The organism is Lentilactobacillus senioris, from assembly GCF_026798195.1.
GTDB lineage: Bacteria > Bacillota > Bacilli > Lactobacillales > Lactobacillaceae > Lentilactobacillus > Lentilactobacillus senioris_A.
This window is the reverse complement of the sequence record NZ_JAPQEZ010000003.1, coordinates 181,911-208,110: the sequence shown is the minus strand read 5'-3', so window position 1 is coordinate 208,110 and position 26,200 is coordinate 181,911. Positions and strand designations below refer to the sequence as shown.

Genomic DNA, 26,200 nt, shown 5'->3' with positions numbered 1-26,200 from the left:
TTTTTTTGATTATTGCAGCATTAAATAATACGGAAGTATTAGCTATCATTGTAGTAGTTCTCTTGCTTGGATGGTTAGGATATCGTCTTTATGACAATGCCCGAGTTAAAAGTCGAGCTACGTATCTAAATAATGATGAGTTCAAAGCCGGTATGCGGCGAGCTCAAATTATTGATTTAAGAGAAAAGAATAATTTTGATGCGGGTCACATTCTAGGAGCTAGAAATGTACCATATTCAACCATTCGTAATTTCTATCGTCAAATTCGACCTGACTTACCTGTATACCTTTATGATCAAGGCAAAACTCTTAGTAAGCGAGCTGTTTTGTTTTTAAGTAAGAAGGGCTATAATCAACTTTACATTTTAAATTCTGGTTACCAAAACTGGGATGGTAAAGAAAAAAAGAGTAATAAATAAAGGGTTTGAGCATTTGCTCAAACCCTTTATTTTAGATTGATTAGCCATGGTGGGCAGAACGACTCTTGCGCATAGCTTTCTTTCGGTTATCATCAAATTTTTGTTCTTGAACTTCGATAGGTTCAACAACTGTTTTTTGGAATGATAGTAAGGCACCGGCTACGGCAGCTACTGTACCAACAACGCCAACTACGATTCCTTTAGCGAATTTAGACATAAATATCCCTCCTTATTTTTATCTATGTTTCTATTATGCTTTATTTAATGGGTTATATCTAGTAAATTGATTAAAAAACAACTAATTCAGGTGAAAAAATGCAAAAAATAATTGTGATTGTGGGCCCCACTGCAGTGGGCAAAACGAACTTATCTATCAAATTAGCTCAAAAATTTAATGGTGAAATTATTTCTGGTGATTCAATGCAGGTATATCGTCATTTAGATATTGGCACGGCTAAGATCTTGCCAAATGAGCAGCAAGGAATTCCACACCATTTAATAAATATTAAAAATGTGAATGAACGTTATTCGGTTGCTGATTTTGTAACCGATGCCCAAAATACGATTGCAGACATTATTAGTCGTGATAAGTTACCAATTATTGTGGGTGGAACTGGCTTTTACATATCGGCATTATTAAATGGTTTGCAACTGGGAGGAGACTATGACTTTGATTCTCAATTAAGAACAGAGTTGTTAGACATTGCTGAACAACAAGGAAAAATAGCTTTGTTGTCCAGATTACAGAAAGTTGATTCGTTAGCAGCAGCTCAAATTGACACGGCTAATACCTCTCGAATTATTCGGGCAATTGAAGTAAAAGAAAAAACGGGGCACTCTATTTTAGAGCAAACCAACCATGTTCCAGAAATAGATCCATATGTAATAACGTTAACTACAGAACGTGCTGTATTGTATGATCGCATTAATACCAGAGTAGAGCAAATGATGACAGCTGGGTTACTAAAAGAAGCTCATTGGTTGTTTGACCAAGGAGGGGAAAGTTTACCTGCTGGTAAAGGAATTGGCTATCGAGAGTTTAATCCGTACTTTAACGGTAATTCTACTCTTGAAAACGCAGTAGCAGAGGTCAAAAAGGACTCCAGGCACTATGCTAAGCGCCAGTTAACGTGGTTTAGAAATAAAACTAAAGTTAATGGTTGGTACGATTTAGTGGCACAGCCAGCAGAATTAACAAAAATAGAGACGGATGTTGCTAACTGGCTGTTAACTAAAAATTAATATTTTGATGTTAGATTATCTAACATCAAATCTTGACACTTTCTATACCAGTGGTAACATAAGTTCAAGATTTGGAGGCTGTAATGAGTGAACGAGAACTACGCAGATCGATGTCCGTTCTACCAATGGGAACGGTAATAACGTTGACAGGGCTAACTGCTCGCCAGATAAGATATTATGAAAGTCAGGAATTAATTTCACCAAACAGAAGTGCTAGTAATCACCGCCTATACTCGTTAAATGACATAGACCGGTTATTATTAATTAAAGATTACTTGGAAAGTGGAATGACGATTCAAGATATTAAGCATCTGGAACATAAACAGCAGGCTAAGGACCAATTGTCCGATAGTGCTGCTAGAAAGTTATTGCAATCAGAATTAATGCGTAGCGGAGGGTTAATTAATCCTCACCACAAACCACTTCATTAGAAGTTAACAAACCAAATTAAATTTGATAGGAGCCCATAATGGCAACCAAGCATAATTACACTAAAGACGATATTCGACAAATGGTTAAAGAAGAAAATGTTAGTTTCTTGAGACTAATGTTTACCGATTTATTTGGAACAATTAAAAACGTGGAAGTTCCAATTACCCAATTAGAAAAACTCTTAAACAATAAGATGATGTTTGATGGTTCTTCTATTGATGGTTTCGTGCGAATTGAAGAAAGTGATATGTATTTATATCCTGATTTATCTACTTGGATGGTCTTTCCTTGGAGCTCCGAACGGGGTAAAATTGCGCGGGTAATTTGTGAAGTCTATACAACCGACAACAAGCCGTTTGAAGGTGATCCACGGAATAATTTAATTCGCGTGCTTAAGGACATGAAGGCTGCTGGTTTTAAAGACTTCAACATTGGTCCGGAACCAGAATTCTTCCTTTTCAAGATGGATGAAAATGGCCAACCGACTACCCAATTAAATGATCAAGGTAGTTACTTCGATATGGCCCCAATGGACTTAGGTGAAAATTGTCGGCGTGAAATCGTTATGACCTTAGAAGAAATGGGCTTTGATGTTGAAGCTGCTCACCATGAAGTAGCTCCTGGGCAACACGAAATCGACTTTAAGTATGAAGATGCTTTAGCTGCTGCCGACAACATTCAAACCTTTAAACTGGTAGTTAAAACGGTTGCCAGAAAATACGGTCTCTATGCTACCTTTATGCCTAAACCATTAAGTGGGATCAATGGATCAGGAATGCACTTAAATATGTCATTGTTTGATGATAACGGAAATGTATTCTACGATGAAAATGGAGAAATGCAATTATCAGACGTTGCTTATCACTTCTTAGGCGGTTTATTGAAGCATGCTAGAGCTTATACCGCACTTTGCAACCCAATTGTTAACTCATACAAACGATTGGTTCCGGGGTATGAAGCACCGGTTTACGTTGCTTGGTCAGGATCTAACCGCTCACCACTAATTCGAATTCCAAGCGCTCGTGGTAACTCTACTCGAATTGAATTACGAAGTGTTGATCCAGCTGCTAACCCATACTTGGCAATTGCCGCAGTATTGGAAGCGGGATTAGATGGATTGAAGAATAAGTTAGAACCCGTGGAAAGTGTTGATCGTAACATCTATAGCATGGGCGAAACCGAGCGAAAACAAAACCACATTGAAAACTTACCAGACACCTTACACAATGCTTTAAAGGATTTAGTTAAGGATGATGTGATGAAAGCCGCAATTGGCGAGAGACTTTGCCAAAGTTTTGTGGAGGCTAAAAACCTAGAATACGATTCTTACCGGACTCAAGTTTCGGACTGGGAACGAGAACAGTATTTGGATAAATATTAAGCTGAATTAGAAATACCTGAAAAGTGTTTGGAAAACAAACCTTTTTGGGTATTTTTTAAATTGATTCTTTTACTTAAATAAAACTCAATATTTTAGTAAAATGTCTTTATTTATATAAACAATTCAGATAACATTAAATATGTATCCACAAAACAATAAAATAACGAGGAAATAACAATGGTCGAAGAAAAAAGTACCGATCAATTTGGACAAAACGGTTCAGTCCTCAAAGCATCCTTAAATGGAAAACTGGAGTATTTGAACGACCTCCAAAATTCGATCGAAAGCGGTAATGATTTACACGTTTATCAATTAATTAATAATCAAAGATATTTAGATCAATTTAGCGGTGATGATATTGCTAGCTCATCAACAGAAACTTATGATTTTTCTTTGGCTGAGGATTTAACGGCGGAATTAAGCCACCACCTTAGTTATAAGCTGATTGATTTTTTGGGAAAAGAATATCCTTTCTTTTATTATCATGAATATGAACTAGGACAATTTGACATTTATTTCGGTAATTGGTGGGATCATCGCTTATTCGGAAAGTTAGATGTTATTAACGTCGCTTTTGAATTCAACGAAGAAGAATACGATAAGTTAGCCCAATCTTTCCGCTTGGAAGCTAATAACCAGCAAGTTAACGCACCTCAAATGCATCATTTAGCTGATGATACGGAACGTTTAAACCAATTGGTAGCTGAACAAAATCAACGAGATGTTCAAAAGCGGCAACTCCAAGATCAACTAAGAGATTATGATAATAAGTCAGCAATGCCTTGGGAATCAGCAAGGGTTAAGGAAGAAAAACAAGAGTTAGAAAATCAATTACAATCATTGTTGAATTTAGATCAACAAGCTGCGGACGCTAGCAAACAGATTAAGAAAAATGAAACTGAAATTTTAAAACTTTCTAAGGAAGAAACCATCTTAGGATTTGAACGGCAAAGTATCAAACAAATTTTTGGTAGCTTTGAAGACTTTACCAAGAGTAATGACCAACTTTACCAAAAATACCTGCGAAGCCTCGGTGACAATACTGATGAGAAAGACCAGGTGAATGCTAATGACTAAAGAAACTGAATCTAAAATTATTTCTAGTACCGATTCTTTAACTCGTTATAGCGATGCGATTAGCAGAGGTTTAAAGCGGGGGGATGAGTATGTAGAACTATTTACTACTCTTTGCAATACTCAAGATTCTAATGAATTACTAACTGCTGCCATCGGGTTGACTGATTTTCAGCTAGATTCTGAATTTGTTACCTTTCCCCACCAATATTCAGATGAAGATGTCCAACTTATCTTCATGGATAGAATGCTACAGTTAAAGCAAATTCCACGTAATTTTGCTGTTAATGAAGTTAAGCGGGTAGAAAAATTACAAGGGCGGTTCAAGTTATTAAACGAAGACAACTTCTCATTCTTTAAGTCTCCTAAAAACCGTAGTGGCTTCTTCTTTGCTGCAACTAGAAATCACCAACCATTGTTTTATTTAAACTTACAGAAAAAAGAAGTTTTATTTAATAGTGATGCCTTAGTTAATTACTTTGTGGTTACCCTAGAAGGTACCGAAACAGCTAACATTAAAAATGCTGTCAGTGTTTTAGTTGATTTTGCCAAAATTTTAAAAGAAAACTTTGGCTTTAAAGTAGACTTTAACATTTTGGATAGTGTTAACGGTGAGTTTTACGCCTTTGCGGCTGGAGATATCGATCGTGATATTTTGGATCAATTGTTTGTTGACGCAGCTAAGAGCGACTACATGTTGATGTCAGGCCCTAAGGATGAAGCAGTTTTGGAATTAGACCACGATATTACACTAACCGTGATGAATTCTGGTAGTGAAGACTTACCTAGGTGGGGAGCTTTAGTACATGATGAACAGCAAAAAGAAAGTTGGTTAGATTTATTATTAGATTACCCATTTATTCGTGAATGGTATCTGATAAATAATAAGAGCTTAGCTATTTTGGCTGATTCATACACATTTGGTTAGGAGTAGTTATGGATTTAAAGCAAATGTTAATGGCTTCGGTAAATTTAAATCGAAGTATCGAACAACAAAAGGGACTTAGTTGGAATCCGGAACGCCGTTTAGCTAATGCTTATGTTGCGTTGGATGTGGAACTAGCAGAAGTGGCTAATACTTCTGAGTGGTTTAAAGTTTGGAAAACTCATCGTGGTAAGCATGATGAAGGAAAAACTCCGGAAGAAACTTTGTTGGTTGAGTATTGTGATGCATTTGATTTCTTCTTACTATTGGCTAGCTTAAAAAAATGGACTGCTGTTATTTTAGACTCCCAAGAACAAATAGCTGATATTATTGCTAAAAAGCCAGAGCAATTTTTAGATAAGCAGTATTTGATTTTGAAACAGATGTTATTTAAGAGTTACTTTAATCATGATCAAAGCAGTTTTGCTCATGCATGGCACTTGTTCTTAAAATTAGGGTTAGTTGATTTTCAGTTCAGTCCAGAGCAAATTCAAACGGCTTTTCAACAAAAAAATCAATTAAATTTTGAGCGCCAACAAAATAATTATTAGCAATTAAAATCTTTTTGCTCTAGAAAGTTAATTTGTTATTGACGGTTAATCATTTCTTACTTATAATATAAGATGATTTGTCGCAGTAGCTCAGCTGGATAGAGCAACGGTCTTCTAAACCGTAGGTCGAGGGTTCGAATCTCTCCTGCGACATTTGAGAATAATATAGCTTCACATAAGTAATTTAAAAAATAAGCTTAATCCTTTATATGACAGGGAATTAAGCTTATTTTTTTGTTTGTATAATTTTTTTAAATTAACGCAATTTTCCATAGATTTACATAGTTTCTGAAATCATTTGGCAGTAATTTGGCAGTAAACTCATTTGCAAGGATACCGTCATATCAATGTTTTGAGAACGTATTTAAAATAATATTTTTTTATTTGGCAGTAGCTTAACTAACTATGGATTTTTTTCATAAAATCTATTAATTTATTATGATTTACTTAAGGAAATGATTGTTTTATTAAGTTGAGTTAAGATTTAGTCATCATAATTGAATTCAAGAGCTTTATCCTAGATAATGATATTATCCTATATTATTCTAGGAGCTTGATTTGTGGAGGTGGAAGTTGTGGGATTCGTAATTGTTATTATTTCAGTTTCAGTTATTGCTGGCCTTATTCAGATTTATGTCGATAACTCAACGTCCATTAAGGAAAATAGCAAACATCTAGCATCTAAAAAATAAAAAGACGGCCGGTAACGGTCGTTTTTTTATTGCTTAGGTGTTGACGTGACTGACATTCTTAGATATAATCAGGACTGTTGTAATTGTGGCTTCCACAGCTACAACCGCGCGATTTGAGCTATTAAGTACCGTTAGGTCGCTTTATTTCGGCGAGTCTAAGCAAAACAAGGAGGTGCACATCGTGTACGCAATTATCATTACTGGTGGTAAACAATATAAAGTTTCAGAAGGCGACGCTATTTACGTTGAAAAGTTGAACGCAAACGAAGGCGACAAAGTAACTTTTGATCAAGTTGTTATGGTCGGTGGCGACAACGCCAAGATCGGAACTCCGTTAGTTGATGGTGCTTCTGTAAACGGAACTGTTGAAAAGCAAGGCCGTGAAAAGAAGGTTACTATCTTCCGTTACAAGCCTAAGAAGGGTTCTCGTTCTAAGAAGGGTCATCGTCAACCATATACTAAAGTGGTTATCGACTCTATCAACGCTTAGTTTGGAAGTGATGGAATGATTAAGGCTAAAATTACCCATGAAAAAGGTCAAATTATTGATTTTGAAATGACAGGTCATGCAGATTTTGCTGAGTATGGCTCAGACATTGTCTGTGCTGCCGCTTCAGTATTAACAATTTCGACTGTTAACGGGTTAACGTCGGTTGCTAATGTAACTGTTGATGTTGACATGGATGACGAAAATGGGGGCTTTATGCACGTTGTCATTCCTAGTCTTTCGGATGAAAAGCAACGTTTGCAGGCTCAGGCCATTTTACAAACGTTTGAAAAAGGGCTGTTAGACGTCACTGCTCAATATGGTCAGTACATCCAGACAGCTGTTATCAATTAAAAGTTATTTTGGAGGTGTAATACTATGCTTGAAATGAATTTGCAATTCTTCTCTCACCATAAAGGGGGCGGTTCTACTGCCAACGGTCGTAACTCAGCTGGTCGTCGTCTAGGCGCTAAGGCAGCTGATGGTTCAACTGTAACCAGTGGTTCAATCCTTTACCGTCAACGGGGAACTCACATTTACCCAGGTAAAAACGTTAGTCGTGGTGGCGATGATACTTTATTTGCTCTTGTTGATGGTGTTGTTCGTTTTGAACGAATGGGCCGAGACAAGCGTCAAGTGTCTGTATACCCAGTCGCTGAAGCTGCAACTAAGTAATTTAATCAAAAAAGGGCCTATTTCAGGCCCTTTTTTTAGCAAAAATTACTATTTTAACAAATAAATATTATATAATACAGTTATGTACTGTAAATTTGAGGAGGAAAACAATCATGGCAATTTCAACTGCTGATTTTAAAAATGGTTTAACCATCGAAGTAGATGGCGCAATTTGGCGGATTATTAGTTTCCAACACGTTAAGCCTGGTAAAGGGGGCGCCTTCGTTCGTTCAAAACTAAAGAACTTAAGAACTGGTGCCGTTCAAGAAAAGACATTCCGTGCCGGAGCTAAGATGGAACAAGCCCAAATCGATACTCGTAAGATGCAATATCTTTACGCAGACGGTACTGATCACGTATTTATGGACATGGACACTTACGATCAAATTTCCATTCCTGGTGAAAATATCAAGAATGAACTAAACTACTTACAAGAAAACATGGAAGTTAGTGTTACCCAATTTGGTTCAGAAACCTTAGGGGTAGAATTACCTAACACTGTTACCTTAGAAGTTGCAGAAACTGAACCAGGTATCAAGGGTGATACTGCTTCAGGTGGTTCTAAACCAGCTACTATGACTACTGGCTTAACCCTTCAAGTTCCATTCTTCGTCAACCAAGGCGATAAATTAGTGGTTAACACTACTGATGGAACTTACATTTCACGAGCTTAGGCTAAATTTGCTAAAACGGAGGCTTAACTATGGCTGAAGACACTAATATCATTTTGCAATCTGATAATCCCAATTTGGGCGAAATTCAAATAACTCCCGAAGTGTTGGAAATTATTGCTGGAATTGCGGCCGTTGAAGTTGACGGCGTTAATCGTATGCAAAGTAATTCACTATCTAAAAGCGTTAATGAGTTATTTGGACGGCGTAAGGAGCACAGTCGGGGCGTTAAAATTAGTTACGACGGGGATCAATTAACGGTTGATATTTCAGTTTTTCTGAACTACGGCGTTTCTGTTCCTAAGGTTGCTTTAGAAATTCAAGATCAGGTTAAAGAACAATTATTGTTTATGACTAATTTGAAAGCCCAACAGGTCAACGTTCACGTTGCTGGAGTGGTTCCTGAAAAGGAAACGACCAACACGGTTGACCCTAACGATCCGTTTGCCAATTCAGAAAATGAGGAATAGTAGTGGATATTAACAGACACCAAATTCGAGAAATTGCGTTTCAAACGCTTTTTGCTTCTGCCACTAATCCGGATACTGATCGTGAAGAATTTTATCAGGTATTGACTGACGGTCGGTATGGTGATGAATTTCCTGATTACCTAGCAACTTTGGTACAGGGAGTTAGCGACAATAAAGCAGAAATCGATGCAATTATCTCTAAGCACTTAAAAGCGGGCTGGTCACTAGGCCGTTTAGCTAAAACCGATTTAATTATTTTGGAATTAGCCCTTTATGAAATTCATTTTGTACCAGATACCCCAGCTAAGGTATCGGTCAACGAAGCCATAGAGTTAACTAAGAAATTTAGTGATGATCGTTCTCGGAAATTTGTGAACGGCGTTTTGTCACACGAACTTGAGAATATTGAAAAGTAGATTTGCAATTTTTTGTAAATCTATTTTTTTGTATCCCCAAGTGGAACCAAATTACGCTAAAATAGAAGAGATAAATGAGGTGAAAATTTGGCAATTTTATTGGATGGCAAAAAAACAGCGAATGATCTAAACGAAATAACTCGTAACCGGATTTTAAAATTAAAGCAACGTGGAATTGTTCCGGGGTTAGCGGTAGTGATTGTAGGTGAAGACCAGGCCAGTCAGCGGTACGTTAGAAACAAACATAAACTGGCTTTGAAGTTAGGTGTTAACTCAATTATTAAGGCGGTTCCGGCTACTGTTACGGAAAACCAGTTACTTAACCTAATTGCCGAATTAAATCACGATCAGACAATTCAGGCAATTTTAGTGCAAGACCCGCTTCCTACACGGTTGAATGAGCAAAAAATTATGCAATCGATTTCTCCAGAGAAGGATGTTGATGGCTTTACCACTACTAATGTTGGTAAACTTTACTTAAATCACTCTGGTAATTATCCAGTGGCATGCACTCCTAAGGGTATTATGACATTACTACAGCAGTACAATATTTCATTGCGTGGGAAAAAAGCGGTGGTAATTGGTAGAAGTGCCATAGTGGGTAAGCCAATGGCTGCTTTATTAGTTAATGCAGGCGCTTCTGTTAGTATCTTACATCGTTATACGAATGATATAACTGAATATACTCAAGATGCTGATATCGTTATTTCAGCAACTGGAGTCTTACGATTATTAGATTCTGAGGCGATAAAATCAGGTGCTGTCATAGTAGATGTAGGGCAAAATTTGGACGAAAACGGCCATTTGGTGGGTGATGTTGATTTTGAAACGGTTAGGCAAAAGGCGGCTGCCATTACCCCAGTTCCAGGTGGAGTAGGACCAATGACGATTGCTACTTTGATGCAACAAACCGTGGACTTAACGGAATGGGGGGCAACAAATGATGAATGATTATTTATCAGTGACCGCACTAACCCAATATTTAAAACGGAAATTTGATTATGATCCGTATTTAGGCAAAATCTACTTAACCGGTGAAATTTCGAATTTTAGATTACGTCCCAACGCCCATCAGTATTTCAGTTTAAAAGATGATCATGCTAAAATTAATGCAATCATGTTTAAGTCAGCGTTTAATAAAGTTAAATTTAGGCCAGAAGAAGGCATGAAGGTCCTAGTAATGGGACATATTTCGTTGTACGAACCATCTGGTAGCTATCAAATTTATGTAGAACGGATGGAACCAGATGGAGTGGGGCAACTTTACCAGGCCTTAGAACAGTTAAAACAAAAATTAGATCAAGAAGGTCTGTTTAGTGCTCCTAAAAAAGAGCTACCAGTTTTTCCTAAAAAAATTGCTGTGGTTACTTCTCCAAGTGGGGCGGTAATTCGTGATATTATTACTACTGTAAAACGCAGATTTCCGATTGCTCAAATTGTATTATTTCCGGCCTTGGTTCAAGGTAGTCAAGCCGCTGCCGATATTGCTAGTCGGATTAACCAGGTTAATGAACTTGGTGGATTTGATACTTTAATTATTGGTCGTGGTGGGGGTTCGATCGAAGATTTATGGCCGTTTAATGAAGAAGTGGTTGCTAGGGCTATTTTTAATAGCACCATCCCAGTAATTTCGTCAGTGGGCCACGAAACGGATACCACAATTGCTGATTTAGTGGCTGATAGACGAGCAGCTACACCAACGGCTGCCGCTGAATTAGCAGTTCCTAGACTAGATCAGGTGAAGGCCACTCTTTCAACGGATGCAGTGCGACTGGTAAATGGAATTTCGAGTATTTTAAAGCAACAGCAACTTAAACTGACGCGACTATTAGAGTCACCAGTAATGAGAAATCCCCAACGAATTTACGAGAATTATAGTCAACAAATTGACTTGTTAGTCCAACGATTAACTAGTGCTACTAGGCAAACCATTCAAAATAAGCAGCAACGTTTAGTATCTGCTAATACTAATTTGAAATTGACGACTCCAGTAAATCAAATCAAGGCTGCTCAACAACGATTAAAGATTTTAGCTTTGCAATTGCAACAAAACACCCGCAATGATTTAAGTGAACAACAGCAGCATTTGCAGTTGTTGGTTGAGTCTTTAGATCATCTAAGCCCATTGAAAATAATGAGTCGTGGATTTACAGTAACTACCAACGACCAAGGAAAAATTATTAATAGTGTCAGTGAAGTAACTAATGAAGAAAAATTAACCATTAAATTTAATGATGGACAAGTAATTGCTAAAGCGATAGAGGTACAACAACCAGATGGAGGAAATAATGGCAGATAGTGAATTAACTTTTGAAGCAAAAATGCAACAATTAGAAGAAATTGTTAGACAATTAGAACAAGGTAACACTCCTTTAGAAGCAGCTATGGATCAATTTAAAAAAGGAATCACCCTAACTAATGAATTGCAAAAAACATTAAGCCAGGCTGAAGAAACCATGACTAAAATGATCGATCAAAATGGTAATGAAACTGACTTTGAAACTTCTAACGAAAGTGATAATGGCAATGAATAAGTTGAATGAATTTGAAACCCAGTGGGTGACAAAAATCAATGAATATTTAACTAGTCAATTAAAACAACAAATCCAACAACCATTGTTAAACGAAGCGATGACTTATTCCGTAGCGGCAGGCGGTAAACGACTGCGGCCACTATTAACGCTAGCGACGTTAACAACTTTTAACGTCTCAATAACTGAAGATCGACTAAAAGCAGCGACGGCATTGGAATTAGTACATACTTATTCTTTAATCCATGATGACCTGCCAGCAATGGATAACGATGATTTGCGGCGGGGAAAGCCCACTAATCACGTTAAATTTGGGGAAGATATTGCTATTTTGGCGGGAGATGCCTTGTTAACTCTAGCCTTTGAATGGCTGACGACTAATCAACTATCTACACAACAGCAAGTCCAATTAGTAGCCGGAATTGCTCAAGCTGCTGGGCCTAACGGAATGGTAGCAGGACAAGTAGATGACGTTGCTAACGAGGCCAACCAACTAACCCTTGACCAATTAATGCAACTGCATAAACGAAAAACTGGGGACTTAATTCACTATGCCGTATTAAGTGGGTTAATTATGGCTGATGCAACGGATTACACTAATTGGCTGCAGTTTGCTGATAGTTTTGGGTTAGCTTTTCAAATTTACGACGATATCTTAGACGTTACTAGCAATGAAGCGGACCTGGGGAAGCCGGTGGCACAAGACGGCAATAAAAATACTTATCCTAATTTATTGGGGCTAGATGGAGCTTATCAAAAACTAGCAACTACTATTGAAGAAGGTCGGCAGGCATTGCAATTAGCTGAAGAACAAACCGGACTAAATACAACTTTATTAGAGTCATTTTTTTCGTATTTTAAGTTAAATGAGGAAAATTAATTAATGGAAAAACAAAGAGTAGACGTATTACTAGTAGAACAGGGGTTATTTGATACCAGAGAGAAAGCTAAGCGTGCCGTTATGGCTGGAGAGGTTCTGGGTGATAACGAAGAGCGATTAGATAAGCCGGGAGTTAAAATTCCGGTAGATACTGAATTACACATTAAGGGCGAACCAATGCCCTACGTTAGTCGCGGTGGCTTTAAATTAGCTAAAGCATTAGATGCTTTCCAAATTAGTGTTGCTGACAAAGTAGTCTTAGATATTGGTTCCTCCACGGGGGGCTTTACTGATGTAATGTTACAAAATGGGGCTAAACTCAGTTATGCTTTAGACGTGGGTAGCAATCAATTAGTATGGAAGTTGCGCCAAGATCCTCGAGTAGTAGTTATGGAACATACTAATTTTCGGTATTCTGAATTAGCGGATTTTACCGAGGGTCAACCGGAATTTGCTTCTATTGATGTTTCGTTTATTTCATTGGAATTGATTTTGCCACCATTACGCAAAATCATTAAAGAAGATGGCAGCGTGGTGGCTTTAATTAAACCACAGTTTGAAGCCGGTAAAGCTAATGTTGGTAAACACGGAATTGTTAGGGATCGTGCGGTTCATGAAGCCGTAATTGATAAAATCCTATCCTTTGCGGTAAATAACGGATTCTCCGTTTTAAACTTAGATTTTTCTCCAATTAAAGGCGGTAGTGGTAACATTGAATTTTTGGTTCATTTAAAGGCAACTCAACAACCAGAAATTGATTCAACGGTTTCTATCGATGCAGTAATTGATGCGGCTTATAACGAATTAAAAAATAAAGAATAGTGAGGTGAAGGCGTTGAAAAAGCAAGAGCGCCAAAATATTATTCGGCAGTTACTAGCTGATCATGAAATTAAAAAGCAAGAAGACTTCGTGAACTTACTAAAAGAAAAGGGTGTAGACGTCACTCAGGCAACTGTATCTAGGGATATGAGTGAGATGCAATTATTAAAGGTCCCTGCTCAAAATGGTGGCTATCGTTATAGCATGCCACCGCAAAAAACTCTGAATGCTTCTCGCAAACTGCAACAAACCATTAGTGATTCGTTTGTTTCTATGCGGACTCAGGATAATTTCATTTTTATTAAAGTAATTCCAGGAAGTGGTCCGGTAGTGGCTAACTTATTAGAACAGATGGCCTTTCCAGAAGTATTTGGTACACTGGGAGATGATTCTTCGGTCTTGGTTATCTGTACTGCTGAAACAGCACGTGAACAGCTAGAAACTAAAATTAACCAAATGCTTCAATTTAATTAATTTCAGAAAGGAGCGCCTATGTTATTAGAACTAGCGATTAAGGATTTTGCCATTATTGAGCACCTAGATATTCAATTTCAAGAAGGGATGACCGTCTTGACTGGTGAAACTGGAGCTGGTAAGTCCATCATTATTGATGCGGTGAGTCTGTTAGCTGGTAGCCGGGCGTCCCATGATCTTGTCCGGAGTGGAGCTAAAAAAGCCATTATTCAAGGAAGATTTGCTTTTCCTGAGGACAGTCCTACTTATCAATTACTAGATGATTACGGTATTGAATACGATGATGGTACTATCATCATTGAACGGGAAATTTTTGCAACGGGAAGAACTAGTGCTAGAATTAACGGTATTTTAGTTAATCTGGGAACCCTGAAAAAAATAGGGAGCACCATAGTTGACATCCAGGGACAAAATGACCAACAAGAATTGATGAATCCGGATAAACATATTCATTTATTAGATGAGGTGGCAGGAATCCAATTAAAAAAAGTATTGGTGACTTATCAAGAAAAGTTTGCTAAATACCGAGATTTGACTAAGTTAATTAAAGAAAAAGCTCAAAATGAAAAAGAATGGGCTCAACGAGTAGACATGCTTCAATTTCAGTATGATGAAATTAGCAGGGCTAATTTGGTCGTTGGAGAAGAAGAGGAATTAATAGCTACTCGCGATCGATTAAATAATTTTCAAAAAATCCATGATGCTTTGGCTTCCGCTTTTATGAATATTAATGGTGACGATGATAATAGTCCGTTAGACTTCATTGGAACGGCAATGAGCTCCTTACAAGACATCAGTGATTTAGATCCGGCTTTTCAAAAAATATATGAAGCAATAAGCGGTGCTTACTATGGTCTGCAAGATACCAGTAGTGAAATTTCTGAACAGTTAAGTAGTCAAGAATTTGATCAAGAAGAACTAGAAGAAGTAGAACAACGATTAAATACCATTTTTCAATTGAAACGTAAATATGGTGATAACATTGAACAAATTCTAAATTATGAAACTAAAATTAAATCAGAATTAACTAAAATGCAGGGAGATCAGGGAGACGGAGATGCGTTAGAGCAGCAGCGGCAACAACTAACTACTGAGTTAGAGCAATTGGCCACTAAGTTAACTTCTCTAAGATTAAAGGCTGCTAAGTCGTTAGAAAAGGCTGTTCATCACCAGTTAATGGATCTCTTTATGGAAAAAGCTGTTTTTGAAGTGCGGATTACCCCAAGCAAGGAATTGACTGAAATAGGTCGTGATCAAGTAGAGTTTTACATCCAAACCAATCCTGGTGAAGCAGTGCTGCCATTAATTAAAAGTGCGTCTGGCGGAGAACTTTCGCGAATTATGCTGGCATTAAAAACGATGTTTGCTAAGGCTGCGGGGGTAACTTCTATTATTTTTGATGAGGTGGATACCGGAGTTTCTGGTAGAGTGGCTCAAGCGATTGGTAATAAAATTTTTACTATTTCTACTAAATCACAAGTACTATGCATTACGCATTTACCTCAAGTAGCCGCCATGAGTGATCATCACTATTTTATTAGCAAGCAAACGGTGAATGAACGAACTCAAACCAGCGTTTTAGAATTAAACGAGGCACAACGAGTAGAAGAAATTGCACGGATGTTTGCCGGAACCGAAATTACGAAGTTGACAGAAGAACACGCCAACGAATTGATTGATTTAGCAGTGAGAGAAAAACACGAGATCATTGCTACTGCAAAATAAATGGTCCGTCAATTATTGACGGACCATTCACTATTATTAAGTTTAAATTCGTTGAACTGCTTTGATATCAGTTAATTGGGCAATTCTAGTGAAACGTTGATTTTGAGTGGTAATAAGATAACACTCATTATTAAGTTGACTTACGTTACCAATTACCGATTCACCGCCAGAATTAAAATCCATTTGAATCAGTAAACGTTGGTTAGTGGCTTGTTTTAAAAATAACCGTAATTGAAAACTAGGCATTTGTTTTAAATTTAATCGAGTAAATGTCGGGGCAAAAAGTTGGTGATATTTTTGCCGCGCGCCACGTGTAAAAGAATATAAACTGTTATTGGATTTGTTTTGCATAATCGTCACCCCGAACATTTGTTTGTGTTTTTATTATACGAACGGCTGTTCGAAAATGCAACCTTTTTTCGCCAAATTACTAAATTTGCGAAATGTAGTTGTTATTGTAAGCAAAAAAGGTGATAATAGAATAATATTAACAATTATTGAAGGGGTTAGTTCAATGACCAAACGAGGAATGCTAATTGTATTGTCAGGCCCATCTGGCGTAGGTAAAGGGACCGTTCGTAAGGCGCTTTTTCAAGAACCAGATGTTGACTTCAAATACTCTATTTCGATGACTACCAGGCAACCACGTGACGGTGAAGTCGATGGAGTAGATTATTTGTTTGTTAGCAAAGAGGAATTTGAAGAAAACATTAAAAATGGTGAAATGTTGGAATACGCCAAATATGTTGACAACTATTATGGAACACCAATCAAATATGTAAATGAAACTTTAGACTCAGGCAAAGATGTTTTTTTGGAAATCGAGGTTAACGGTGCCATGCAAGTTCGGGCTAACTGTCCAGATGGTATTTTCGTATTTCTAACTCCCCCTGATTTAATGGAATTAAAACACCGTTTAATTAGTCGTGGTACTGATGATATTGAAGTTATTAATAAGCGAATCAAAAAAGCCGCGTCTGAAATTCAAATGATGCGAAATTACGATTACGCTGTACTTAACGACCAAGTTGAACAAGCAGTGGAAAGAATTAAAACAATTATTAAAAGTGAACGCTTAAAAGTTAATCGGGTAATGCCCGAATATGAATCAATGTTAGGAGACGAATAATTATGCTACTTTACCCATCAGTTGATAAATTACTAGATAAAATTGACTCTCGCTATTCATTAATCATGTTAGCCAGCAAACGGGCTCATGAAATTGATGCTGGGGCTAAATTATTGTTACCAAAATCGGATTATAAGTCTGATAAATCAGTTGGTAAGGCGCTTGAAGAAATTGAAGCCGGAGTCTTAAAAATTGATCCAACCGAACAAGACTTTGATTAGTCGAGTAAACCGAGAATTGAATAATTCTCGGTTTATTTTTTTCTAGAATAATTTTGGTACAATAAGTACAGAAAATTAATTTAGGGGTGAGGAAATGTTAAAAAATAAAAATGTAACCCTCTACGTAACTGGTAGTATTGCTGTTTATAAGTCTTTAGAATTAACGCGATTATTGGTTAAGCAAAACAACAATGTTACTGTGGTGATGACCAAGTCCGCAACTGAGTTTGTGACGCCATTGACGTTTATGACGGTTAGTAAAAACCATGTATACGTAGATGAATTTGAAACGCCTCACGCAGATAGAGTTAATCACATCTTTTTGGCGGATCAAACGGATGTGGCAATTATAGCACCAGCAACTGCTAATACGATTGCTAAAATGGCTAATGGAATTGCAGATAATATTGTTACCTCAGCATTGTTAGCAACTACTAGTCCCATTTTTGTAGTTCCTACGATGAATAATCACATGCTGGCTAATCCAGCTACTGCTGATAACTTAACTAAATTGACGTCCTTTGGGATGTCCATCATGCCCCCGGCCACCGGCTTTTTAGCGGAAGGCTACGAAGGTAAAGGCAGAATGCCAGAACCAGCTGCCATTTTAAACTGGGTCCAAGAACAAGTAGAATCAACGCCTCAGCTATTAGCAGGTAAAAAGATTGTTGTCACTGCTGGTGGTACTAGAGAACGAATTGATCCGGTTCGGTATTTAACTAATGATTCATCAGGAAAGATGGGGGTGGCGGTGGCTACTGCTGCTCAAAAGGCGGGAGCTGAAGTAACTTTGATAGCGGGTAGTATGAAAGTAACGCCTCCTAATGGAATTAACGTTATTTCTGTGACGTCGACTAATGATATGTATAAGGCGGTTAATGAACAGTTTGCTACCGCTGATGGATTAGTGATGGCGGCAGCGGTGTCAGATTTTCGCCCGGCTACTTCTGCTGACCATAAAATTAAAAAAGATAAAGAGCATCCCGGTATGACCTTGGAATTAGTGGAAAATCCTGATATTGTGGCTACTATGGGCGCTAAGAAAAGAGCTGATCAATTTTTAGTGGGATTTGCAGCGGAAACTAATGATTTAAAGCAAAATGCTCAAAAAAAATTAACCGCTAAACACTTGGATTTGATGGTGGCTAATGACGTAAGTCAAAGTCAAATTGGCTTTAACTCTGATGATAATCAGGTGACGTTTATGTGGCCTGATGGTCGTCAACGTCAAACGCCAGTTGAATCTAAGGCTAAAGTGGCGGCGGAAATAGTTGATATTATCGCAACCGATATTTTAAAGGAGAAATAAGCACCTTGCCAATTGCACAAGTTATTGTTGATGTTCCTACAGCCCAGACTAATACGCCGTACAGCTATGGGATCTCCGACCAATTATTAGATATTATTCAGGTGGGCATGCGCGTGTTAGTGCCTTTTGGTCGCCGTCAGGTGGTGGGCTTTGTGGTTGAGCTAACCGATAATCAAACCTTCTCAGGAAAATTAAAAAATATCATCGCACCGGTAGACTTGCAACCAATTTTAAATGAGGAATTATTGCAATTAGCTCAATGGATGGCAGCAGATACGTATTCATTTTTAATTAGTTGTTTACAAACTATTATTCCAGGCGGGATGCGGACTAAGGCCAAGAAATTTTTGACGGTTGCTGATGAAACTGTATTGACCGACAATAATGATATTTTTCACGGTCAATCTCAAATAGAGTACGTAGCTAAAGCATTGGACAAGTCCCAATTAAAGCGAATCAGTAGGTTACTTCAACAAGGACTAGTATCAGAACACTATAGTCTGAGTAATCATGCCCACCAATTGACCCAAACTGCGATTAAGGCGGCTAAGTCGGAAGTAAAGCTAACTGAAATTCAAGACAAACTCCCCAATAATGCTAAGGCGCAGTGGCGCTTGTTAGAATTATTAAAGCAAAGTGCATCTCCAATTCTACAAACTGAAGCTGCTAAGCAAAAAATTACGGGCAGTGCTATTAAATTAGCTGAAGAAAAAGGTTGGTTAACTAAAGTTCAAGTAACTAAAAACCGTAATCCGTTTACTTCGGCAGTGACTAAATCTGAACCATTAACGTTAAACCTCGAACAGGCAAATGCCGTGCAGACAATTAATAGTAGTATTAACCAAGATGAAAATCAGACCTTTTTACTAGAAGGAGTGACTGGTTCAGGGAAGACCGAGGTTTATTTACAGGTAATTGCGAACGCTTTACAACAGGGGGAAACTGCAATGTTATTGGTACCTGAAATTACGTTAACTCCTCAAATTGTGGGACGGATTCGAAGTCGGTTTGGTGAGCAAGTTGCAATGATGCATTCTTCTATGTCGGTAGGTGAACGGTTTGATGAATGGCGGCGAATTGAATCTGGCTCTGCCAAAGTAGTGGTAGGGGTACGATCTGCCGTTTTTGCCCCGCTTGCTAATATCGGAGTCATCATTATGGATGAAGAACACGATAGTAGTTATAAACAAGAAGAAAATCCGCGATATCAAACTAGGGATGTAGCTAAATGGCGCGGTGCTTATCATAATTGCCCGGTGGTATTAGGAAGTGCAACACCGTCATTAGAGACTAGGGCTAGAGCGGGTAAAGGTGTTTATCAACGCCTAGTATTAGCCCATCGTATTAATGATCAAGCATTACCAGAAGTCGAGATTGTGGACATGAAGCAAGAAATTGCTGGTGGATCAGATAGTGACCTCTCAGCCTCCTTATTATCGGCAATTAAAACCAAATTACAACGGCATGAACAGATCATTTTAATGTTAAATCGCCGGGGCTACTCTTCGTTTGTCTTGTGTCGCAATTGTGGCTTTGTTCCTAAATGCCCTAACTGTGATATTTCGTTAACGTACCATAAAGATCTAGGGCAGCTACAATGTCATTATTGTGGGTTTACCAGACCAATGCCCCATAAATGTGATCAATGTGGTAGTACTAAGTTGCGTCAATTAGGAATGGGTAGTCAGAAACTAGAAGAAACGGTCAACCGGTTGTTTCCGACTGCGCGAGTTTTACGAATGGATGTGGACACCACTAGAAAAAAGGGGGCTCACGAACGGATTATTAAACAGTTTAGTGAACAACAAGCTGATATTTTAGTGGGTACCCAAATGATTGCTAAGGGACTGGACTTTCCGAATGTCACCCTAGTAGGGGTATTAAATGCGGATACGGGTTTGGAATTTCCAGACTTTCGCTCTAGTGAACGAACCTTTGAATTACTTACTCAGGTAGCGGGTCGAGCGGGTCGAGCCGACAAAGCTGGTCAGGTGATCATTCAGACCTTTAATCCTGATCATTACGCTATTTTATTGGCTCAAACACAAAATTACGAAGAGTTTTACCGTACGGAAATGAAAGTCCGACATGCAGGAAAGTACCCGCCATATTATTTTACCGTTAAGATCACTATTAGTGCTGAAAACGAAAAGCAAGTGATAGCACAGTCGTTTGCCGTATTAAATCAACTACAACAGCGTTTGGCGCCTAATGCGGTGATTTTAGGACCCACTCCGAAGGTAATAAAACGGATTAATAGACGCTATTATTACCAAATAATCATTAAATACCGTCAAGAACCGACATTATCTACAACTTTAACTGAATTATTAAATCAAGCTCAACAAAGGGCCAAATCAGGAATCCAAATTGGTATTGATAATGAACCAATGGACTTTATGTAATTAATTTGAAAGAAGGAATTAAAATGACCTCTGTAATTTTTATGGGAACCCCTAAATTTTCCGTCCCAGTTCTTCAAGGATTAGTGGATAACCACTATGATATTTTAGCCGTGGTAACGCAACCTGATCGACCAGTGGGCCGTAAACATAAAATTACCCCTTCACCAGTAAAGCAGTTAGCTACTGAATTGAACTTACCAGTCTTGCAACCAGAAAAGTTAAGTGGTAGTGAAGAATTAGAGCAATTAATCGCTATGCAACCAGATCTAATTGTGACGGCTGCCTTTGGCCAATTTTTACCTAGCAAGCTACTAGCAGCAGCCAAGATTGCGGCGGTAAACGTGCATGGTTCATTATTACCTAAGTACCGCGGTGGAGCACCTGTACAGTACGCTATTATGAATGGGGATACTGAAACGGGTATTACCATTATGTACATGGAAAAGAAAATGGATGCTGGCGATATCTTAGCACAGCAGGCTATTGCGATTGGACCAGATGACGACGTGGCAACGATGTTTGATAAGCTTAGCATTATTGGTCGAGACTTACTATTGACTACCTTGCCTAAGGTGATTGATGGTAGTGTTGTTTCCATCCCCCAAGAAGAAGATCAAGTAGTCTTTTCTCCTAACATTCAGCCAGATCAAGAAAAATTGGACTTTACTCAGCCAGCACGCTTGGTAGATGCCAAGGTAAGGGGGCTGAGACCTGCTCCAGGAGCTTACGTTAACTTTAATGGTCAACGGACCAAGATTTGGCAAACTACTCCCTTAACAGAAACTACGGACTTACAGCCCGGTCAAATTGTTAAGAAAACTAAGCATCAATTGTGGGTGGCAGCGGGGGAACACTCTGTACTTCAATTAGAAGTTATCCAACCAGCGGGTAAGCCTAAACAAGATATCACCGCTTATCTAAATGGTAGCGGTCAAAATTTAAAAGAGGAACAACAGGTGATTTTTAATGAATAAAATAACAAATCCCCGACAATTAGCCGTTTCAACTTTAACGCGGACTAAGCAGGGAGCTTACTCCAATTTACAGGTAGATACAGACTTAAAGCAAGCTGAATTAAGTTCAGCCGATAGAAGACTGTATACATCTATCGTTTACGGAGTGTTACAGCACCAAATGACGTTTGAGTACCAACTAGCTCCATTTTTAAAAAATCCAGCTCAAGTCGATGAGTGGGTAGTTCAACTACTATATACGGCAATGTATCAAATGGAGTATTTAGATCGTATTCCTAAACGTGCTATTTTTGATGAAACTATTAAAGTAGCTAAAAAGATGGGACACGATGGGATTAGACGAATGGTAACTGGAGTATTACATGCTATGGATCGTAAAAAGTTAGCTGACCCCAATCAAATTGAAGATTTGGTTGAACGGCTAGCTGTTACTAGTAGTGTGCCGCAATGGATTGTGGAACTTCTAATTGATCAATTAGGAAAAGACAAAGCCACCTCTATTTTAATGTCATTAAACCAGCCACCTAAGCAATCGGTTAGAGCTAATTTAGCCGTAATTAGTCGGGATGAATTACTCAACGGGCTAAATGAGGCCGGTTATGACGCTAAGGCTAGTGAAGTGGCTAGTGAGGGAATTGTCATTGAACATAGTGAAATCCCAATTACTCAATCTGATTTCTTTATTGATGGTAAGTTAACGGTTCAAGATGAAAGTGCAATGTTACCAGCAGAATCAATGCCAATTGAAGCTAGTGACTTGATTTTGGATGCGTGTGCGGCTCCTGGTGGCAAGACTACCCAAATCGCTACAAGATTAAGTGCAGCTGAAAAGGGACAAGTAGTTGCTTTAGATATTCACAAAAACAAAATGAAGCAAATTAATCAAAATGCTAAGCGACTGCACGTTAATGAGCAAATAGTAGCTCAAGCGTTAGATGCCAGAAACGTCGGTGATGTATTTAAAGATGAACTGTTTGATGAAATTCTAGTAGACGCTCCTTGTTCCGGGTTTGGGTTAATGCGGAGAAAACCAGAGATTAGATATCAAAAAACACCAGGAGATATTGAAAAATTAAGTCAAACTCAACTGGCCATTTTAAATGCAGTAGCCCCTAAGTTAAAAGTAGGTGGCCAATTAACTTATAGTACTTGTACTATTGTTAACCAGGAAAATAAAAACGTGATTGACCAATTTGTTATGAACCATCCCGAATTTGAAGTACAATATACCCATACGGATTTAGATTTAAAAGCAGATCGAAATCAACCAGATCTACGAATTTATCCAGATGACTATTTGTCAGATGGTTTTTACGTTTGTACGTTAATCAAACAGTGATGGAGTGAATTTAGTATGCAAATTGCGTATCAATCTTCCAAAGGGATGGTCCGAGAGAAAAATGAAGACGCGGTCGGAGCGTTTAAAAATTCTCAGGATATTAGTTTGGCAATTATAGCGGATGGCATTGGTGGTAATCGCGCCGGTGAAGTAGCTTCTAAAATGACAGTCACTTATTTGGGAACTCAATTTAAAATGAGTACGGCGACCGACTTGTCTGCAGCAAAGACATGGTTGAGCTCAGAGTTAGTAATTGCCAATCAAAAAATTTTGGATTATGCTGCTGAAGATCCAGATTTAGAAGGTATGGGAACTACTTTAGTGGCGGCGTTAATTTCTGATGAACAGGTGGTAATTGCTAATATTGGAGACAGTCGGGGATACGTATTGCATGCTAATGAGTTAGCTCAGCTGACTGAGGATCATTCATACGTTAACGAGTTAGTTAAAAACGGTGATTTAACTCCGGCTGAAGCAGAACATAACCCATATAAAAACATTATTACCAAAAGCCTAGGTATTAATACGGAAGCCAAGGCAGATTACCATCGATACCAAACTACTTCAGGAGATCAATTGTTGTTATGTACAGATGGGCTAACTAATATGGTTACTCCTGATAAAATCAAAACTATTTTAAATAGTCAAACTACTTTAAAGGAAAAATGCGAACTCCTAATTCAAGAAGCTAATCAGAATGGAGGAGCCGACAATATTACAGTGCTTTTAATCCTAGACGATACCGGGGTGATTGATGATGCGTAAAGGTTTCGTTTTAAATGGCCGTTATCAAATTATTGATCGCTTAGGTGAAGGTGGAATGGCGGACGTTTACTTAGCGAAAGATTTGATTTTGGATCGGTTAGTAGCGGTTAAAGTATTACGCCTAGACTTTAGGGATGATAAAAAGGCCCAAGAACGATTTCGACATGAGGCCATGGCTGCCACGGCGTTAGATAATCCACATATTGTGGGAATTTATGACGTTGATGAGATGGATGGTATGCAATATATTGCTATGGAGTACATTGATGGAGAAGATTTGAAGTACTACATTAAAAATCATTTCCCAATTCCGTATGCCCAAGTAATTGATATCATGGAGCAGATTCTTTCGGCAGTTCATGAAGCTCATCGGCATAATATTATTCATCGAGACTTAAAACCCCAAAACGTATTAATTGATAAAAACGGTTACGCTAAAATTACTGATTTTGGTATTTCGAAGGCGGAATCAGAAAATACGATGACTCAGACTAGGTCAATCGTGGGTTCCATTCACTATCTTTCGCCAGAACAAATTAAAGGGCAGGTAGCTAATCAGCAATCAGATATTTATTCTTTGGGAATTATTTTGTATGAAATGTTAACCGGCAAAGTACCATTTAACGGAGAGACCGCCGTTTCGATTGCCATTAAACATTCTCAAACGCCAATCCCAGCAGTGCGAGATTTTGACCCCCGAATTCCTCAGGCTTTAGAAAATGTGGTTTTAAAGGCTACCACTAAAGATCCTCAGCACAGATATGACACCGTGGCCCAAATGGCTGATGATTTACGGACATCGTTAGATCAATCCAGGGCTAATGAACCTAAATTCATTCCAGAATTGGATGACGACGGGAAGACCAAAGTGATGCCATTTGCTCCTATGCGTCCAGAATTAGTTGAAGCAGCTACGAAAGCCAATGAAACATCAAATTCACAGGTTGCTGACAAATCGGTTAACCAACCAAAAACTAATAAAAAGAACAAAGGAAAAAAGAAGCATAAATGGTTGTGGGTGGTAGTGACCACCATAATAGCGTTATTGGGAATGACGCTAATTTTATTAGCTCGTTTAGGTAGTAAAACTAGTGTTCCTAATCTGACCAATTTAACTCGCCAAACGGCCATTAAGCGGTTAACTCAAAGTGATTTAGCTGTTGGTAAGGTTAATTACGAGGCTAGTGATGAGGTCGAAAAAAACAACGTAATTAAAACTAATCCCCAGGCTGGCCGGTCTGTTAAGAAAAAAGCTAAAGTTAATTTAATAGTGAGCTCTGGTCCTAAATTAATTAAATTAGAGAATTATGTTGGACAAAATTATAAAACGGTGGCGGCTCAACTAAGAAACCGAGGCTTTACAGTTAAGCGAAGAAACACTTCATCGGCAACTTTTAAGTCTGGTAAAATTTTGCAGCAAGATTTTAAACCGGGACAAAGCTTTGATCCTAACAATAAAGTATTAACTTTTATAGTGTCTACCGGCATTAAACAGGTTACACTAGACGATCTCACCGGCATGACTAAGGAACAAGTTATTAATTATATGAATGATAATGGCATTAATCCGGTATTTGATTATGTTTATTCTAATATCCAAGCTAAGGGTAAGGTCGTCAAGCAAAGCCCCGGAGCTGGCCAAACCGTTCAGCAGGGTAGTAGCATAATGGTTTATTTATCTCGTGGAAAACAAAAAACCCAAGCGGCTATTTCTAGCTTTAATATTCGAATTAAAATTCCGTTTGCTGATAGTTCAACTACTACCGATCAAAATAAAATGACGAATACAGCGTACAGTCATAATGAATCTAACACCAACTTAGCTGCGTCTTCATCTAGCACTGATAGCATTGATGATGTGCAAAGTAGTATGGATAGTAGTTCTAGTGTTAGCGAAAATGATCAATCCGATAATAATTCGAAGACCAATCCTGCAGAAAATATTGTGTTAATTTACTTGAAAGACCATGACCATTCATTTGCTAGTGTTTACAAACAGATGGTAATTACCAAAGATACCAACGTCATTTTGCCATTTAAATTAGCAGATAATGAAGTGGGAAAATATAAAGTAGTTCGAGACGGTAAAGTTATTTTGCGAGATAATAATGTTACCTCTAATTCCAATTAATTAAAGATTTATTACCTAAAGAAATGCTTTTTCGCTTATAATAGTGGAGAAGCATTTTTTTG

30 protein-coding genes, 1 tRNA gene and 1 other annotated feature are annotated in these 26,200 nt (G+C 38.1%); of the genes, 29 read left to right on the top strand and 2 right to left on the bottom strand.

The genetic code is table 11. The features are described 5' to 3' along the window. The first annotated feature begins 5 nt into the window (after positions 1-5). Positions 6-419, top strand: a complete 414-nt coding sequence (locus OXT66_RS05085; protein ID WP_268596312.1) for a rhodanese-like domain-containing protein — start codon at positions 6-8, stop codon at positions 417-419. Between the two features lie 40 nt (positions 420-459). On the opposite strand, the gene OXT66_RS05080 is transcribed toward OXT66_RS05085, so the two are convergent. After that, positions 460-636 (bottom strand): DUF3042 family protein, encoded by a 177-nt coding sequence (locus OXT66_RS05080; protein WP_082620585.1) that lies wholly within the window; start codon positions 634-636, stop codon positions 460-462. 98 nt (positions 637-734) lie between these two features. Here OXT66_RS05080 and miaA point away from each other — a divergent pair, with 98 nt between their 5' ends. From miaA to recN, 20 genes are all read left to right on the top strand, one after another. Beyond that, on the top strand, positions 735-1,661 hold the full coding sequence (miaA, locus tag OXT66_RS05075) for a tRNA (adenosine(37)-N6)-dimethylallyltransferase MiaA (protein ID WP_268596309.1): 927 nt from the start codon (positions 735-737) through the stop codon (positions 1,659-1,661). Between the two features lie 83 nt (positions 1,662-1,744). After that, entirely contained in the window at positions 1,745-2,092 is a 348-nt protein-coding gene (locus tag OXT66_RS05070) for a MerR family transcriptional regulator (RefSeq protein WP_056978384.1), read from the top strand. A 38-nt stretch (positions 2,093-2,130) separates the two neighbouring features. After that, on the top strand, positions 2,131-3,474 hold the full coding sequence (gene glnA, locus OXT66_RS05065) for a type I glutamate--ammonia ligase (protein ID WP_268596307.1): 1,344 nt from the start codon (positions 2,131-2,133) through the stop codon (positions 3,472-3,474). A gap of 177 nt (positions 3,475-3,651) precedes the next feature. Further along, positions 3,652-4,551, top strand: a complete 900-nt coding sequence (locus tag OXT66_RS05060) for a hypothetical protein (protein WP_268596305.1) — start codon at positions 3,652-3,654, stop codon at positions 4,549-4,551. Further along, positions 4,544-5,476 (top strand): hypothetical protein, encoded by a 933-nt coding sequence (locus tag OXT66_RS05055; RefSeq protein WP_268596303.1) that lies wholly within the window; start codon positions 4,544-4,546, stop codon positions 5,474-5,476. Before OXT66_RS05060 ends, OXT66_RS05055 begins: the two co-directional genes overlap by 8 nt. An 8-nt stretch (positions 5,477-5,484) precedes the next feature. Next, positions 5,485-6,024 (top strand): dUTP diphosphatase, encoded by a 540-nt coding sequence (locus tag OXT66_RS05050; protein ID WP_268596302.1) that lies wholly within the window; start codon positions 5,485-5,487, stop codon positions 6,022-6,024. Positions 6,025-6,103: 79 nt separating this feature from the next. Continuing rightward, positions 6,104-6,177: transfer RNA gene (locus OXT66_RS05045), tRNA-Arg, on the top strand. 631 nt (positions 6,178-6,808) lie between these two features. Further along, positions 6,809-6,883 (top strand) — a sequence feature (ribosomal protein L21 leader region). A gap of 14 nt (positions 6,884-6,897) precedes the next feature. Further along, positions 6,898-7,206, top strand: coding sequence for a 50S ribosomal protein L21 (rplU, locus tag OXT66_RS05040; protein ID WP_054669815.1), 309 nt, complete (start codon positions 6,898-6,900; stop codon positions 7,204-7,206). 15 nt (positions 7,207-7,221) lie between these two features. Continuing rightward, positions 7,222-7,557, top strand: a complete 336-nt coding sequence (locus tag OXT66_RS05035; protein WP_268596299.1) for a ribosomal-processing cysteine protease Prp — start codon at positions 7,222-7,224, stop codon at positions 7,555-7,557. A 24-nt stretch (positions 7,558-7,581) separates the two neighbouring features. Beyond that, on the top strand, positions 7,582-7,878 hold the full coding sequence (gene rpmA / locus OXT66_RS05030; RefSeq protein ID WP_268596297.1) for a 50S ribosomal protein L27: 297 nt from the start codon (positions 7,582-7,584) through the stop codon (positions 7,876-7,878). A gap of 113 nt (positions 7,879-7,991) precedes the next feature. Further along, a complete protein-coding gene (efp, locus tag OXT66_RS05025) occupies positions 7,992-8,552 on the top strand; it encodes an elongation factor P (RefSeq protein WP_268596295.1) in 561 nt (186 codons plus the stop codon). A 29-nt stretch (positions 8,553-8,581) separates the two neighbouring features. Further along, positions 8,582-9,019, top strand: a complete 438-nt coding sequence (locus tag OXT66_RS05020; RefSeq protein ID WP_268596292.1) for an Asp23/Gls24 family envelope stress response protein — start codon at positions 8,582-8,584, stop codon at positions 9,017-9,019. 2 nt (positions 9,020-9,021) lie between these two features. Next, on the top strand, positions 9,022-9,435 hold the full coding sequence (gene nusB / locus OXT66_RS05015; protein WP_268596291.1) for a transcription antitermination factor NusB: 414 nt from the start codon (positions 9,022-9,024) through the stop codon (positions 9,433-9,435). 87 nt (positions 9,436-9,522) lie between these two features. Next, positions 9,523-10,386 (top strand): bifunctional 5,10-methylenetetrahydrofolate dehydrogenase/5,10-methenyltetrahydrofolate cyclohydrolase, encoded by an 864-nt coding sequence (locus OXT66_RS05010; RefSeq protein ID WP_268596289.1) that lies wholly within the window; start codon positions 9,523-9,525, stop codon positions 10,384-10,386. Further along, on the top strand, positions 10,376-11,734 hold the full coding sequence (gene xseA / locus OXT66_RS05005) for an exodeoxyribonuclease VII large subunit (RefSeq protein WP_268596287.1): 1,359 nt from the start codon (positions 10,376-10,378) through the stop codon (positions 11,732-11,734). The genes OXT66_RS05010 and xseA overlap by 11 nt, the downstream gene beginning before the upstream one ends. Then, positions 11,724-11,969 (top strand): exodeoxyribonuclease VII small subunit, encoded by a 246-nt coding sequence (locus tag OXT66_RS05000; RefSeq protein WP_268596286.1) that lies wholly within the window; start codon positions 11,724-11,726, stop codon positions 11,967-11,969. Before xseA ends, OXT66_RS05000 begins: the two co-directional genes overlap by 11 nt. After that, complete coding sequence (locus OXT66_RS04995; protein ID WP_268596493.1) at positions 11,962-12,846, top strand: polyprenyl synthetase family protein; 885 nt, start codon at positions 11,962-11,964, stop codon at positions 12,844-12,846. The genes OXT66_RS05000 and OXT66_RS04995 overlap by 8 nt, the downstream gene beginning before the upstream one ends. Positions 12,847-12,849: 3 nt before the next feature. Then, positions 12,850-13,668, top strand: a complete 819-nt coding sequence (locus OXT66_RS04990) for a TlyA family RNA methyltransferase (RefSeq protein ID WP_268596285.1) — start codon at positions 12,850-12,852, stop codon at positions 13,666-13,668. A 13-nt stretch (positions 13,669-13,681) separates the two neighbouring features. Beyond that, positions 13,682-14,140 (top strand): arginine repressor, encoded by a 459-nt coding sequence (locus OXT66_RS04985; protein WP_268596283.1) that lies wholly within the window; start codon positions 13,682-13,684, stop codon positions 14,138-14,140. Positions 14,141-14,158: 18 nt separating this feature from the next. After that, positions 14,159-15,865, top strand: a complete 1,707-nt coding sequence (recN, locus tag OXT66_RS04980) for a DNA repair protein RecN (RefSeq protein ID WP_268596281.1) — start codon at positions 14,159-14,161, stop codon at positions 15,863-15,865. A gap of 42 nt (positions 15,866-15,907) precedes the next feature. On the opposite strand, the gene OXT66_RS04975 is transcribed toward recN, so the two are convergent. Beyond that, entirely contained in the window at positions 15,908-16,216 is a 309-nt protein-coding gene (locus OXT66_RS04975) for a hypothetical protein (RefSeq protein ID WP_268596279.1), read from the bottom strand. A 163-nt stretch (positions 16,217-16,379) separates the two neighbouring features. Between OXT66_RS04975 and gmk the strand changes: the two genes are divergently transcribed. The 8 genes from gmk to pknB all read left to right on the top strand — a co-directional run bounded on the left by gmk (position 16,380) and on the right by pknB (position 26,138). Then, positions 16,380-16,994 carry a guanylate kinase gene (gene gmk, locus OXT66_RS04970; protein ID WP_056978370.1) on the top strand — a complete coding sequence of 205 codons (615 nt, stop codon included), beginning with the start codon at positions 16,380-16,382 and terminating at the stop codon, positions 16,992-16,994. Positions 16,995-16,996: 2 nt separating this feature from the next. Continuing rightward, positions 16,997-17,215, top strand: a complete 219-nt coding sequence (gene rpoZ, locus OXT66_RS04965; protein WP_054669783.1) for a DNA-directed RNA polymerase subunit omega — start codon at positions 16,997-16,999, stop codon at positions 17,213-17,215. Between the two features lie 94 nt (positions 17,216-17,309). After that, positions 17,310-18,524, top strand: coding sequence for a bifunctional phosphopantothenoylcysteine decarboxylase/phosphopantothenate--cysteine ligase CoaBC (coaBC, locus tag OXT66_RS04960; RefSeq protein WP_268596277.1), 1,215 nt, complete (start codon positions 17,310-17,312; stop codon positions 18,522-18,524). Between the two features lie 5 nt (positions 18,525-18,529). Further along, entirely contained in the window at positions 18,530-20,929 is a 2,400-nt protein-coding gene (priA, locus tag OXT66_RS04955) for a primosomal protein N' (RefSeq protein ID WP_268596274.1), read from the top strand. A gap of 23 nt (positions 20,930-20,952) precedes the next feature. Further along, positions 20,953-21,903: a methionyl-tRNA formyltransferase gene (fmt, locus tag OXT66_RS04950; protein WP_268596272.1), complete on the top strand. Its 951-nt coding sequence runs from the start codon at positions 20,953-20,955 to the stop codon at positions 21,901-21,903. Then, the gene (gene rsmB, locus OXT66_RS04945; protein ID WP_268596270.1) at positions 21,896-23,242 is read left to right on the top strand and encodes a 16S rRNA (cytosine(967)-C(5))-methyltransferase RsmB; all 1,347 of its coding nucleotides are present in this window, start codon (positions 21,896-21,898) and stop codon (positions 23,240-23,242) included. The genes fmt and rsmB overlap by 8 nt, the downstream gene beginning before the upstream one ends. A gap of 15 nt (positions 23,243-23,257) precedes the next feature. Beyond that, positions 23,258-24,007 carry a Stp1/IreP family PP2C-type Ser/Thr phosphatase gene (locus OXT66_RS04940; RefSeq protein WP_268596267.1) on the top strand — a complete coding sequence of 250 codons (750 nt, stop codon included), beginning with the start codon at positions 23,258-23,260 and terminating at the stop codon, positions 24,005-24,007. Further along, entirely contained in the window at positions 24,000-26,138 is a 2,139-nt protein-coding gene (pknB, locus tag OXT66_RS04935) for a Stk1 family PASTA domain-containing Ser/Thr kinase (RefSeq protein WP_268596492.1), read from the top strand. The genes OXT66_RS04940 and pknB overlap by 8 nt, the downstream gene beginning before the upstream one ends. Positions 26,139-26,200: the final 62 nt, after the last annotated feature.